The organism is Frankia canadensis (assembly GCF_900197875.1).
Lineage (GTDB): Bacteria > Actinomycetota > Actinomycetes > Frankiales > Frankiaceae > Frankia > Frankia canadensis.
Window position 1 is genome coordinate 12,901 of sequence record NZ_FZMO01000257.1, and the last position, 12,391, is coordinate 25,291.

Genomic DNA, 12,391 nt, shown 5'->3' on the forward strand with positions numbered 1-12,391 from the left:
CTGTCTATCGGAGGAATCGGGTTGGGGGCCCGCCGGGGCGTTGCAGGAGCCCGCGGACGGTCGCCGCCGTCAGTTCGTCGTCTTGGCTGGTGGTGGGGATTTGGAAGTCGGCGATGCGTACGGTGGGTAGCCAGCCGTGCTGGGGAGGGACGAGGTCGGCGAGGGCGTCGCGGAAGGCGCGTTGCCGGTGTCGTCCCCCGGGGCCGGGGAACAGCGGTGGGCATGGCCTGGCGAATCCACCGCCCGGTTCGCGGCCGGTGAGTTCCTGTGACCGTCGCAGCCAGCGGTGGGGGTCGTAGCCGAGGGCGATGTCGGCGGGGTAGTGCGGGAAGGTCGCGGCGCGGGCGGCGGTGAAGTGCTGGCGTTCGTCGATCTCTATGGTCTGCTGGCTGCCGTCGGGGTAGCGAGCGATGATGTCGAGGCGTCGACGTTCGCGGGGCGGGGCGGTCTCGGGTAGCTCCTGGCCGGTGAGTGCGCGGTAGATGGTGGTCAGGGGCGTCCAGGCGGCGGCGCATTCCGCGCGGCCGGGGCGCAGCAGCCACGGCGGGCACACCTCCACGTCGAACTCGGCGTCGAGGATCTTCTCCAGTGCGGTCGTGACCCGTTGCTGGGGTCGAGGTGCGCTCTCCAGGTCACTCACGCGGCGACGTCTGCGGGTGTCGCGTGGATGGTGGTGTCGACCTGCCCCGGGTTACCAGAGGTGCTCGTACAAGTAGTCGAAGGCATGGCCCGTTTATAGCGGTACCTGCTGACAGTTCTTCGGGGCGACCACGGTGATCACCGTGGTCGGCTACCGATCGGAGGTCGGGTGCGGGCCACGAGATCGCGGGCGGCCTCGGGCCAGTCGGGGAGCTCGAACACGAAGCCCGCGTCGAGCAGCCGTCCCGGCACGACGCGGCGGCTCTTGAGCAGTAACTCGGTGTCGCTGCGCACCACGAAGGCGCCGATCTCGGCCATCCAACGTGTGGCGGGTAGCCCAACTCGAACACCTGAGGCTCTGCGCAGGCCGGCCATGAACTCGCGCAGGGGCAGGGGACTGGGCGACGCGAGGTTGAACGGTCCCGTGAGTTCATCGCCGGCCAGCAGGAACTCGATCGCGCGCGCGAAGTCGCGGTCATGTATCCAGGACATGTACTGTCGGCCGCCGGCGACCGGCCCACCCAGGCCGAGACGGGTCAGGCGCCACAGCATGTCGAACGCCCCGCCCCGCCCCGGGGCCATCACGATGCTCGTGCGCAGCGCGACCGTGCGAGTATGCGGAGTCAGCGCGTCCGCCTGCGCGCGCTCCCACCGCCGGGCGATGTCGACGCTGAAGGCCCAGTACGCCGGCACACCGGGCTCGGCGCCACCGATGATCCCCGTCACCTCGTCATTGGCCCGGTCGTGGCTGTGCGCGTAGATCGTGGCGGTGCTCATCTGTAGCCACACCCGGGGTGGTCTGGCCGCCCGGGCGATTGCCTCGCCCACAACGATGGCGGCGTCCACCCGCGAGGCCATCATCTCCCGCAGGTTGGCCTCGGTGTAGCGGCAGCTCACGCTGCGCCCGGCCAGGTTGATCACAGCGTCGGCGCCGTCGACCTCGGCCGTCCAGTCCCCAGCGGTCCGCCCGTCCCACCCCACGGTGCGCGCCCCGGGCACACGGACATCTGGACGCCGGCTCACGACGACCACCTCATGCCCCGCGCCGTCGAGAGCGCGGGCAAGCAGAAGCCCCAGGTGCCCGGTACCACCCGGCATGACAATCTTCACGGCGCCGGCCTCCACTCAGAGCCCCGGGCAGCGAATTTCGCCGACCTGGACCTTCGGCGAAATCCTAGTTCTCGTCGGCGCGCGAATCGCGGATCCGGGCTGCCGGTCGGTGTCCCACCGGAGCTGGTCGGGCGGCGGCCGGGGTCTGTTCGCGACACAGGCTGCCCAAAGGCAGCCATGGCCCGGAGGCGTGCGTCCCGCGTTTCATCCTGGCGGATCGTGCTGCACGGGGGAGGCGTTGTGGTGTCGGAGATACGCAACCTGAGGCTGGAGGTCAGGCCGGATCATCTGTTTCGCGGGCTCCGTGAGTCTCCCACGGCCAGGGTGGGTTGCGCCCCACTGGATGGGACAACCTCATGGGCATCTATGCGACAGAGCTCTGCCGCCGTGACGCCGATCGGCGGTCCCCGGAATAGCTGGAGAAGCTCGGCAGGCGGCAACCGGGTGGGCGGGGACAGCTGGCGCGTGACCCGCGACTGAGGATTGCCCGCATGACCGGGTCCCCGCGTAGCCCGCGTGGCGGCGCGCGGCCAGGGAGATCAGGGCTTCTTCGCTACCCCGCAGTGGACGTCGAGCGGCAGTGGGGTGGCGGCGGGCCCGGGGCGCCAGAGGGGGGTGGAGACGACGCCGGGCTCGACCAGGTCGAGCCCGGCGAAGAAGGCGGCGATCTGCTCGGGTGTGCGTGAGTGGTAGGCGTCGGCGCCGGAGTCGCTGTAACGGTCGAGGGCCTCGTCCCGGGCCGGGCTGGAGGTGCCGTCGTTGAGAACGAGGTAGCTGCCGGACGGCAGGGCGTCGACGAGGCGCCGCACGAGGGAGATGGCGTCGTCGAACTCGGCGACGTGGCCCATGATGCCCAGCAGCATGAGGGCCACGGGCGCGGTCAGATCGAGGGTCCGGGCAGCGGCTTCGATGATGGCCTCGGGATGGCGCACGTCCGCGTCGAGATAGGCCGTCGCCCCCTCGGGAGAGCTGGCCAGCAGGGCGCGGGCATGCGCCAGGACCATCGGATCGTTGTCCACATATACGACGCGGGAGTCGGGCGCGAGCCTCTGGGCGACCTCGTGGGTGTTGTCGGCGGTCGGTAGACCGGTGCCGACGTCGAGGAAGTGGCGAACGCCCGCCTCGGTGACCAGGAAGCTGACCGCGCGGGTGAGGAAGGCGCGGGAGGCGCGAGCGACCTCGACGATCGCCGGGAAGATCTCGTACACCTGGTCGCCGGCGGCACGGTCCGTCGGATAGTTGTCCTTCCCGCCGAGCCAGTAGTTCCACACCCGGGCCGAATGCGGCACGGACGTGTCAATCGTGGACAGCTCGGCCATCAGGATGCTCCAAGGGGCAGTTGATCCGCATGACGTCTGTGCTGAGCGCATTCTAGTCGACACGGGGAGCCATCGCCCTTGTTGGCGGGGGCGATGGCGGCGGTGCCGCCACGACCCGTCGCGTCGGCGGCCATGAAGATCGCGCATCGACGCGTGGCCTGGCGGGTGCGCCGGGCGGTGAGCCGTGGCGAGCGTCCCGTAACGGTGCTCACCGCGGCCCTCCGCCGGGCTGTCCGGCCGCCGGCCCAGCGCGGACCAGGACTCACATGTCCGGGCGGGCGGCGCGTGGACGGGCGCGGACAGGTGTCTGCGTCAGGGTTGGCCGGGGCGTAGTTCGACGAACAGGCCCTCACAGTCAGCGCAGAGCACGTCGCCGTCGCGAAGCTCCCCGCGCAGGAGGCGCTTGCGGCCCTCCTCGCGGTCGAACCGGATCTCCACCCGCAGGTCCCGGTCGATCGGCGTGATCGAGCGGTAGTTCACATGCAGATAGGCCGTGCGTGCGACCGGCCGACCGCCGGAGTTCGCGAGACGCCCGAGGATGTCGTCGAACATCAGCGGGATGGTGCCCCCGTGCGCGGCGCCGTTGCCACCGAGGTGAAAGCGGCTGAACCGGACGCGACCGCGAAGCGTCGTCTCGTTCTCCGACAGAATCTCCACCACCGGCAGCAGCGCGGAGCCGCGGCCCGGCACCTCGCGCAGCGAGCCGGCGAGCTGGGACCACTCGTCCCGGGCCGTCGGTTCGAGCCGGTCGGCGATCGCGGTCAGACCGCGGGTCACCTCGGCGACCATCGCGGCATCCGGGACGGCGGCGGTGATCCGGTCCTGCAGGAGCCGCATCGCCTCGATCATTTCCGGATAGCCGGCTGGCGGGACGGGCCTTTCCCGCGGCTTCCACCAGTTCGGCCGCCGCCCGCCGCTCCTGGCCGATACAGTCCCGTCCACCCGCGTCTCCCCGCCGGCGCGCAGCCGGCGACCGTCGCCGCTGCCGTGCCAAAGGCCAGGCTATGGAGGATGACCGTCCTCGCGACGCCGTCAGTGATGCGGCTATCTTCGCGGCACCGATCGCCGTGTGTGTTCTACCGCGCCAGAGTGTGATATACACATTGCGATAGATTGAGAACTGTCCGTATTGATGCTCGATGGCGGGTTTAGTTTCTCGCGCGTTTGGGCATGGCGGTGCCACCATCGGTCACCCGGCCGATGGGAGATACGCCCCGGGGCGGCGTGGCCCGGTTGTCGGTGGCGGAGTGGGACAGCATCTGGCCATCGTCGGCTCGTGCCTGTGTGTCGCCCCTGGTAGCGCGACATGAGGTGGTGAGTGCGGCCCGTGAGAACCCGACCGTTCCGTAGGCCTCGAGAACCTCATCGGGCATCCAGGCGATTCGGTCGCCGGCCGAAAGCGGTGGAACCCGGCCATGATGGCGGTCCCGAAGAGCGGCCCGGCCGCGGCGGAAGGTGCGGGGCGGGCGGACGAGTCCGCCGATCGCCCGCCGCGGCGGGCGCGCTGGCGCTGGTCGCGGGGGCGGCGCTGGCCGGGTGCGGGAGTTCCGGCGGCGGGGGTGACGGACGCGGCGCGGCGGCGCTGAACTGGTACGTCTACAACGAGTCGTCGGGGTCGTTCGCGAAGGCGGCGGCGGACTGTTCGGCGGCGTCGAACGGGCGGTACCGGATCAGCATCAACGTGCTGCCGAACGATTCCGACGGGCAGCGCCAGCAGCTGGTCCGCCGGCTCGCCGCCCAGGACTCGTCGATGGACATCCTCACGCTGGACGTCACCTGGACTCCCGAGTTCGCCGAGGCCGCCTGGGTCGAACCGTTCGACCAGGCGGAGTCGACCCGGCTCACCGACGGAATGCTGCCCGTCGCGGTCCAGACCGGCACCTGGGACAACCAGCTCTACGCCGTTCCGCTGAACACGAACGCCCAGCTCCTGTGGTATCGCAAGGATCTGGTGCCGCGGCCGCCGAAGACCTGGGACGAGATGCTGGCGGACGCGAAACGGCTGGCGGCGCAGGGCAGGCCGCACTACGTCGAGGTACAGGGCGCGCAGTACGAGGGCTACACGGTGCTGTTCAACTCGCTGGTGGCGTCGGCCGGTGGCCAGATCCTCAGCGATGACGGCACCAGGGTGGCGCTCGGCCCGCCGGCGGAGAAGGCCGTCGAGGCGATCCGGGCGCTGGCGCATTCGCCGGCCGCGGACCCGTCCTGGTCGAACCAGCGGGAGGACGACAACCGGCTCGCGTTCGAGACCGGCTCGGCCGCCTTCCAGCTCAACTACCCGTTCATCTATCCGTCGGCGAAGCAGAACAATCCGAAGCTGGCCGCCCAGATCGGCTGGACGCAGTGGCCGACGCTGGTTCCCGGCCAGCATTCACACAGCACGATCGGCGGCTACAACCTCGCGGTCGGCGCCTACAGCCATCATCGGGCCGAGGCGGCCGCGGCGATCGGCTGCCTGACCGGCCGGCAGAACCAGATCCGCACCGCCATCGATGGCGGCCTACCGCCGACGCTCAAGGATCTGTACACGGACAGGAAGTTCATCGACGGCGGTTATCCGTTCGCCCCGGCCATCCACGAGGCGCTGCAGAACGCCAGCGTCCGGCCGCGGACACCCGCCTACCAGAGCGTGTCGCTGCAGATCGCGCACATTCTGTCGCCGCCCACCTCGGTGAGCGTCGGGCGGCTCGCGGACCTGCGCGGGGCGATCTCCGACGCCCTCGACTCGAAGGGACTGGTGCCGTGAGCGCGGGTGCGAAGGCGCCGCTGTCGGCCGGGGCGCGGGCGCAGCGGCGGCTCGGGTGGGCACTGTGCGCGCCGGCCGTCGTCGTCATCCTGGCGGTGACGGGATATCCGATCGGGTACGCGGTCTATCTGTCGCTGCAGCGGTACGACCTGCGTTTCCCGGGCGACTCGAAGTTCATCGGGCTGGCGAACTACGGCACCGCGCTGACGTCGTCGCTGTGGTGGCAGGCACTCGCGGTGACCGCGATCATCACGGTGATCTCCGTGGCGATCCAGTTCGTGCTGGGCATGGCGTTGGCCCTGGTGATGCACCGGGCACTGATCGGCCGCGGCCTGGTCCGCACGGTGATCCTCATTCCGTATGGGATCGTCACGGTGGTCGCCGCGTTCGGCTGGCGGTACGCGTGGACACCGGACACCGGCTACCTGTCCGGCCTGTTCGGCGACGCGACCCCGCTGACATCGCAGGTCTGGGGCATCGCGGTCATCATTCTGGCCGAGGTGTGGAAGACGACGCCGTTCATGGCGTTGCTGCTGCTCGCGGGCCTGGCGCTGGTGCCGGAGGAACTGCTGCGGGCGGCGAAGGTCGACGGCGCGACCGCCTGGCAGCGGCTGACCCGGATCATGCTGCCGCTGATGAAACCGGCGATCCTCGTCGCGGTGCTGTTCCGGGTGCTCGATTCCTTCCGCATCTTCGACAGCATCTACGTGCTGACCGCCGGCGCGTACGACACCCGGTCCGTGTCGATCCTGGGCTACGACAACCTGTTCACCGCGCTGAACCTGGGCGTCGGCTCGTCGTTGTCGGTACTGATCTTCCTCGTCGTGGCGCTCGTCGCGTTCATCTTCGTCAAGGGGTTCGGCGCGGCCGCGCCCGGTGGGGAGGACCGCTGATGGCCACCATCGCCACCACACCCGACGCCCCCGGCGGCAGCAGCGGTGCCGGCGCGGGCGGCAGGACCATCCGGGCACGCGGGCCGCAGCGGGACCGCAACGCCATGCTCGGCTGGACCGCCGCGAACCTGCTCATCATCGCGGTGTCGCTGGTTCCGCTGCTGTGGCTGGTGTCGTTGTCGTTCAAGGCGCCGGCGAGCATCACCGACGGCCACTTCATCCCCCGCCACTGGACCCTGGAGAACTATCGCGGGATCTTCCGTGAGTCGCTGTTCACCCGGGCGCTGCTGAACAGCCTGGGCATCGCACTCATCTCCACGGTACTCGCGGTGATCCTCGGCTCGATGGCCGCCTACGCGATCGCCCGCCTGGACTTTCCCGGCAAGCGGGTGCTCATCGGACTGACCCTGCTCATCGCGATGTTCCCGCAGGTCTCACTGGTCAGCCCGCTGTTCAACCTGTGGCGGCAGATCGGCATCTTCGACACCTGGATCGGGCTGATCATCCCGTACCTGACGTTCTCGCTGCCGCTCGCCATCTACACGCTGTCGGCGTTCTTCCGGGAGATCCCCTGGGATCTGGAGAAGGCGGCGCAGGTCGACGGAGCCACCCCGGCGCAGGCATTCCTGCGGGTCATCGCCCCGCTGGCCGCGCCGGGCATGGTGACCACCGCGATCCTGGTGTTCATCTTCTGCTGGAACGACTTCCTGTTCTCGATCTCGCTGACGTCGACGGAAAGCTCCCGGACGGTCCCCGCGGCCATCGCGTTCTTCACCGGCGCGTCGCAGTTCGCCCAGCCGATCGGGTCGATCGCGGCGGCGGCGGTCGTCATCACCATTCCGATCATCATCTTCGTGCTGTTGTTCCAACGTCGGATCGTCGCCGGGCTGACCTCCGGCGCGGTGAAGGGATAGGCCCGGGCCATGGCGGACATCGTGCTCGACCACGTCACCAAGCGGTATGCGGACGGCCAGCTCGCGGTGGACGACGCGAGCCTGTCCATCGCCGACGGCGAGTTCGTCATCCTCGTCGGCCCGTCCGGCTGCGGGAAATCGACCACCCTCAACATGATCGCCGGCCTGGAGGACATCAGCTCCGGCGAACTGCGCATCGGCGGGGCGGTGGTCAACGACCTGGCCCCGAAGGACCGCGACATCGCCATGGTGTTCCAGAGCTACGCCCTTTACCCGCACATGTCGGTGCGCAGGAACATGGGCTTCGCTCTTGAACTGGCAAAACGACCGAAGAGCGAGATCAACCAGAAGGTCGAGGAGGCCGCCCGCGTCCTCGACCTCACCGAGCACCTGGACCGCAGGCCGGCGCAGCTGTCCGGTGGGCAGCGGCAGCGCGTCGCCATGGGCCGGGCGATCGTCCGCTCGCCGAAGGCGTTCCTGATGGACGAGCCGCTGTCCAACCTGGACGCCAAGCTGCGGGTGCAGATGCGCACCGAGGTGTCCCGGCTGCAGAACCGGCTCGGCACCACCACCGTGTACGTCACCCACGACCAGACCGAGGCGATGACGCTCGGCGACCGGGTCGCGGTGCTGCGCTCGGGCCGGATTCAGCAGGTCGGGACGCCGACCGAGCTCTACGGCCGGCCGGCGACCGTGTTCGTCGCCGGCTTCATCGGCTCACCGGCGATGAACTTCGTCCCGGCCACCGTCGAGGAGGGGGAGCTGCGGACCCCGCTCGGCACGATCAGCCCGGACGACCGGCAGCGCCGCCTGCTGGAGGGCTGGTCGGGGGGCGCCGCCGGGCGCCGGGAACTGATCGTCGGGGCGCGCCCCGAGCACTTCGAGGACGCCGCCCTGGAGTCGGTCACCGGCCGCCCTGGCCTGCGGTTCACCGTTCCGGTCGACGTGCTGGAGCGGCTCGGCTCCGACAGCTACGCCTACTTCACCCTCGACGGCGGCCGGGCCAGCATCGCTGACCTCGACGAACTGGCCCATGACGCCGGCACCGTCGACCTGGCCAGCGGCGCCGAACAGATCGTCGCCCGGCTCGACGCGGCCAGCCGGATCCGGGAGGGCGAGAACGCCGAGCTGTGGCTGGACACCACCCAGCTGCACCTGTTCGACCCCGACACCGGCCACAACCTCGCGTGCAAAACGGACCACTGCGACGGCACGGCAGGGGACGGACTCAATACCAGCGGAGAAGGGTGAGGAAATCCGTGCTCGCGTGCACACACGAGCCGAGTACCAGGGCTGTGACGACGGTCGACATGAGGAGCCAGGCCGGGGAGCCGGTCGCGCGGGGCGGCCCGGCGAGCAGGGCGGCCATCCGCTCCGGCACCGCACCGCGATCGAATCCGCACGCGGTCGGTCCCGCACCGAATCCGGGCGCGAGCTCCCGATCGGGCATCGAATCGGGCATCGAATCGGGCTTGGTGGCGGATCCGGTGGCAGACGCGTGGGCCCGCGGAGCTGTACCTGAGGCGCGCAGGGTCGCGAGCGCGGCCTTGCCCAGGGCCCGGGCGAGCACGGTCCGCTGGCCCGCCGGCTGGGCGGCCCGCTCGTCCGCCCAGCGTTCGCACGCCGCCTCGACGAGCTGGGGTAGGCGCCGCAACAGCGGGTCGGTCGCCGCGCAGCACGCGACCACCAGGCGCAGCCAGTGATGGCGGCCGGCGAGATGAGCCTGTTCGTGGGCGAGGACCGCGGCCCGCTCGGCGGCGTCGAGGCAGTCGACCAGGCCAGTTGTGATCATGATGCGGCTACCCGTCACGCCGCCGATCGCGCAGGCGTCGGGCAACTCGCCGGCAACCACGTGCACCCGCCCGGCGGGCAGGCGCCGGACCAGCCGCTCGGCCCGGGCCAGCTCGCGGGCGAGCCGGACCGTCGCCACCACCAGCGTCACGACCGCGATCGCGACGACGGCCGACGCGCAGGCACCGACCGCGGCGGGTGGCAGCTCGGCCGTCCGCCCCGGCCCTGGCACCGGCAGATCCAGGCGATGCCCGAGGGACGGCAGCCGTTCCGCCAGGCTCGTCGCGAGCAGCGCCAGCGACCACAGCCAGCCGACCGCGGCCACCGCGGCGGTGCCGGTCAGCACCCCCGGCCGCACCCGGTAGGGGATCCGCCGGGCGAGCGCCGGTGCGCCGCACACGACGGCCAGGTTCATCAGCAGCGGCACCCAGACCATGTACCTCATCGCGGACCGGACTCGCGGGTCCCGCCGGGCCCGGACCAGCCGGACTCGTGGCTCCCGCCGGACTCGGTCCCGCCGGACCCGTGGGGGGCGTTTTCGGCGGCCGCCAGCAGGGAGAGCAGGGTGGCCTCGTCGTCGGGCGTCAGGCCGGCGACGAAGTGGCTGAGCACCACCGCGCGCCCCCGCCCGTCGCCCAGCAGGCCGCGCATCCGGTCGGCGATCTCCGCGGCGGCGGCGGCCGCGGGCGCGTAGGCGTGGCCGCGACCGGCGGCCGTCCGGTCGAGCAGGCCCTTGCCGTGCAGCCGAGCCAGGGTCGTCGCGACGCTCGTGTAGGCGAGCTCCAGCCCGTCGCCGGCGAGTGCCAGCTGGGTCTGACCGGGGGTGAGTGGGCCGTCCGCATCCCACAACACGCCGAGCACCGCGGACTCCAGCTCCCCGGCGACCCGGCGGTGAGGCTCCCTGCGCCGCATGCCGCAGCAGTCTACCCGCCGACTACGACAGTGGTAGTAGCTACTATCGGCGTAGTACTACTGCGATAGTTGTCAACGGACGAAGGGAGCCTCGATGGGGCCCACCCAGATCAACGGCCTGCCCGCGCACCCGCTGCTGGTCCACCTGGTCGTCGTGCTGGTGCCGCTCGCGGCCCTGATGGCGATCGTCTCGGCGCTGTGGCCCGCCGCGCGTCGGCGGCTGGGCGTGCTGACGCCGCTGGTCGCGCTGGTGGCGCTGGTGAGTGTGCCGCTGACCACGCACGCCGGGGAGTGGCTGGAGGCGCGGACGCCGCCCGACCCGCTCGTGGCACGTCACGCGGAGCTCGGGGATCAGCTGCTGCCGTGGGCGGCGGGGCTGTTCGTGCTGGCGGCGGCGGGCTGGCTGTGGGCGCGCCGTCCCGTTCCCGACGGGCAGGACCAGGGCAGGCCCGCCTCGGGCCACCGTGCCGGCGTGGGCGACGGCCTGCGAGGCAACGCGGTGATGGTCGTGATCGCCGTGCTCAGCGTCGTGGTCGCCGTCGGCTCGGTCGTGCAGGTCTACCGGATCGGTGACAGCGGCGCGAAGGCCGTCTGGCACGGTGCCTACACCTCCCAGGTTCCCGTCGAACCGCAGGTTCCCCCCGCGCGAGAGGGTCAGGCGCCCGCGCCGCTGAGGCGGCGGTAGCGGGCCAGGCGGCGCATCCCGTCCGGATCGGGGCGGCCGTCCGGCGACGGGCGCAGGGCGGCCTCGAGCCGGGCGCGGACGGTCGGCTCGTCGAGACCCATGCCGATGGCGACCAGTCCGTGCGGGCCCTCCATGACCGCTCTGGCAGCGACGTGGAGCTGGCCACCGACCACGTTGACGACATGACCGGCGGTGCCGCGGCCGGTGTCGACGACCAGGGTGCCCTTGAGGCGGTACACGTCGGCCGGCAGATCCTCGAGCAGATCGACCAGCGGGCCGGGATCGACCGCGTGCGCCGCGGGGACGGTCACCGACACGGCGTGGTGGTGCGGGCCGCCCTCGTCGACGTGCGCGTGGTCGTGCTCGTCCCGGGCGGCGGCGGCGAAGGGTAGCTCGTCGATCGGGTCGTACGGGGTGGCCGCGTCGAAGACGAGGGCGGGGTCGATGCGCCCATGGGTGGTGGTGACGACGTGGGCGTGGGGGTTGCTCGCGCGCACCCGGTGGGTGATCCGCGCGAGTGTCTCGTCGCGGCCCGCGGGTGGCAGCCGGTCGACCTTGTTGATGAGGACGAGCGAGGCCGACGCGAACCGGGCCGGGGGCAGGCCGCCGGGGTCGACGGTGTCGAAGTAGGCGGCGGCGTCGATCACGTCGACGAGGCCGCCGGGCCGGATGCGGCGCACGCCGCTGAAGCGGATGAGGCGGGCGAGGTTCGGCGGGTCGGCCACCCCGCTGGCCTCCACGATCACCGCGTCGAGCCGCAGCCGCGGCTGGCTCAGCTTCTCCAGCGCCTCGTCGAGCCCGTCGGTGTCCGGCAGGCAGCAGACGCAGCCGCCCGCGATCGACGCCGGCTCGTCGATCTGGCCGCTGACCAGCGCCGCGTCGACGTTGATCGCCCCGAAGTCGTTGACGACCACCCCGAGACGAGCCCCCGGCGCCCGCAGCAGGTGGTTGAGCACCGTCGTCTTGCCCGCGCCCAGATACCCGGTCACCGCGATCACCGGCACCCGAGCTGCCATTGCGCCGCCTCCTCTGTCCGCCGACCTGCCGACCTGCCGACCTGCCGACCTGCCGACCTGCCGACCTGCCGACCTGCCGAGCATAGATAGATCGCGGACCGGCTCGGTCGAGGCTTCGCTCCCGCGACCGCGACGGTGCGCAGGGCGGTGACACGCCGCGGCAGGGCTGTGAATCTGCCCACGGACCAACCTCGTACTTTTCTGGTGTGGCGCGTCTTGGCCGTGTTTACTCTTGCCATTGTTCCGGCGTCGCGGGCATCGCTGCCGCCCGGCATTCGCCCACTGCCGGAGCGCTCGATGGACAGGGGTGGCCGTTTCTTTTCTTGTCAATGCGCAGGGGCAGTGGGTTCGGGGGTTGGCATCCGG

12 protein-coding genes are annotated in these 12,391 nt (G+C 71.1%); 5 read left to right on the top strand and 7 right to left on the bottom strand.

The features are described from left to right. Positions 1-4 precede the first annotated feature (4 nt). The 4 genes from C1A33_RS19625 to C1A33_RS19640 all read right to left on the bottom strand — a co-directional run bounded on the left by C1A33_RS19625 (position 5) and on the right by C1A33_RS19640 (position 3,905). On the bottom strand, positions 5-640 hold the full coding sequence (locus C1A33_RS19625) for a hypothetical protein (RefSeq protein ID WP_207770390.1): 636 nt from the start codon (positions 638-640) through the stop codon (positions 5-7). Between the two features lie 137 nt (positions 641-777). After that, positions 778-1,749, bottom strand: a complete 972-nt coding sequence (locus C1A33_RS19630) for an epimerase (RefSeq protein ID WP_101832923.1) — start codon at positions 1,747-1,749, stop codon at positions 778-780. Between the two features lie 539 nt (positions 1,750-2,288). Continuing rightward, complete coding sequence (locus tag C1A33_RS19635) at positions 2,289-3,068, bottom strand: SAM-dependent methyltransferase (RefSeq protein ID WP_101832903.1); 780 nt, start codon at positions 3,066-3,068, stop codon at positions 2,289-2,291. Between the two features lie 312 nt (positions 3,069-3,380). Next, the gene (locus C1A33_RS19640) at positions 3,381-3,905 is read right to left on the bottom strand and encodes a PaaI family thioesterase (RefSeq protein ID WP_243407736.1); all 525 of its coding nucleotides are present in this window, start codon (positions 3,903-3,905) and stop codon (positions 3,381-3,383) included. 667 nt (positions 3,906-4,572) lie between these two features. Here C1A33_RS19640 and C1A33_RS19645 point away from each other — a divergent pair. The 4 genes from C1A33_RS19645 to C1A33_RS19660 are packed head-to-tail and all read left to right on the top strand — an operon-like array spanning position 4,573 to position 8,872. Then, positions 4,573-5,814 (top strand): ABC transporter substrate-binding protein, encoded by a 1,242-nt coding sequence (locus C1A33_RS19645; RefSeq protein ID WP_101832924.1) that lies wholly within the window; start codon positions 4,573-4,575, stop codon positions 5,812-5,814. Further along, positions 5,811-6,707, top strand: a complete 897-nt coding sequence (locus C1A33_RS19650; protein WP_101832905.1) for a carbohydrate ABC transporter permease — start codon at positions 5,811-5,813, stop codon at positions 6,705-6,707. Before C1A33_RS19645 ends, C1A33_RS19650 begins: the two co-directional genes overlap by 4 nt. After that, on the top strand, positions 6,707-7,621 hold the full coding sequence (locus C1A33_RS19655) for a carbohydrate ABC transporter permease (protein WP_279354666.1): 915 nt from the start codon (positions 6,707-6,709) through the stop codon (positions 7,619-7,621). The genes C1A33_RS19650 and C1A33_RS19655 overlap by 1 nt, the downstream gene beginning before the upstream one ends. A gap of 9 nt (positions 7,622-7,630) precedes the next feature. Continuing rightward, the gene (locus C1A33_RS19660; RefSeq protein ID WP_243407737.1) at positions 7,631-8,872 is read left to right on the top strand and encodes an ABC transporter ATP-binding protein; all 1,242 of its coding nucleotides are present in this window, start codon (positions 7,631-7,633) and stop codon (positions 8,870-8,872) included. Here the strand turns inward: C1A33_RS19660 and C1A33_RS19665 are convergent. Together C1A33_RS19665 and C1A33_RS19670 are read right to left on the bottom strand one after the other, a co-directional pair. Next, the gene (locus tag C1A33_RS19665; RefSeq protein WP_165818475.1) at positions 8,850-9,848 is read right to left on the bottom strand and encodes a M56 family metallopeptidase; all 999 of its coding nucleotides are present in this window, start codon (positions 9,846-9,848) and stop codon (positions 8,850-8,852) included. The two genes, C1A33_RS19660 and C1A33_RS19665, sit on opposite strands and share 23 nt — an antisense overlap. Before the next feature lie 5 nt (positions 9,849-9,853). After that, positions 9,854-10,324 (bottom strand): BlaI/MecI/CopY family transcriptional regulator, encoded by a 471-nt coding sequence (locus C1A33_RS19670; protein ID WP_101832907.1) that lies wholly within the window; start codon positions 10,322-10,324, stop codon positions 9,854-9,856. A 94-nt stretch (positions 10,325-10,418) separates the two neighbouring features. On the opposite strand from C1A33_RS19670, the gene C1A33_RS19675 reads away from it, so the two are divergent. Then, complete coding sequence (locus C1A33_RS19675) at positions 10,419-11,009, top strand: DUF2231 domain-containing protein (RefSeq protein ID WP_101832908.1); 591 nt, start codon at positions 10,419-10,421, stop codon at positions 11,007-11,009. Here the strand turns inward: C1A33_RS19675 and C1A33_RS19680 are convergent. Beyond that, the gene (locus tag C1A33_RS19680; RefSeq protein WP_101832909.1) at positions 10,979-12,025 is read right to left on the bottom strand and encodes a CobW family GTP-binding protein; all 1,047 of its coding nucleotides are present in this window, start codon (positions 12,023-12,025) and stop codon (positions 10,979-10,981) included. The two genes, C1A33_RS19675 and C1A33_RS19680, sit on opposite strands and share 31 nt — an antisense overlap. Positions 12,026-12,391: the final 366 nt, after the last annotated feature.

Bases quoted from the DNA above. Each gene is read 5' to 3' on its own strand.
- C1A33_RS19635 (WP_101832903.1), bottom strand. From the start codon at position 3,068: ATGGCCGAGCTGTCCACGATTGACACGTCCGTGCCGCATTCGGCCCGG.
- C1A33_RS19640 (WP_243407736.1), bottom strand. From the start codon at position 3,905: ATGCGGCTCCTGCAGGACCGGATCACCGCCGCCGTCCCGGATGCCGCG.
- C1A33_RS19655 (WP_279354666.1), top strand. From the start codon at position 6,707: ATGGCCACCATCGCCACCACACCCGACGCCCCCGGCGGCAGCAGCGGT.
- C1A33_RS19660 (WP_243407737.1), top strand. From the start codon at position 7,631: ATGGCGGACATCGTGCTCGACCACGTCACCAAGCGGTATGCGGACGGC.
- C1A33_RS19665 (WP_165818475.1), bottom strand. From the start codon at position 9,848: ATGGTCTGGGTGCCGCTGCTGATGAACCTGGCCGTCGTGTGCGGCGCA.
- C1A33_RS19670 (WP_101832907.1), bottom strand. From the start codon at position 10,324: ATGCGGCGCAGGGAGCCTCACCGCCGGGTCGCCGGGGAGCTGGAGTCC.
- C1A33_RS19675 (WP_101832908.1), top strand. From the start codon at position 10,419: ATGGGGCCCACCCAGATCAACGGCCTGCCCGCGCACCCGCTGCTGGTC.
- C1A33_RS19680 (WP_101832909.1), bottom strand. From the start codon at position 12,025: ATGGCAGCTCGGGTGCCGGTGATCGCGGTGACCGGGTATCTGGGCGCG.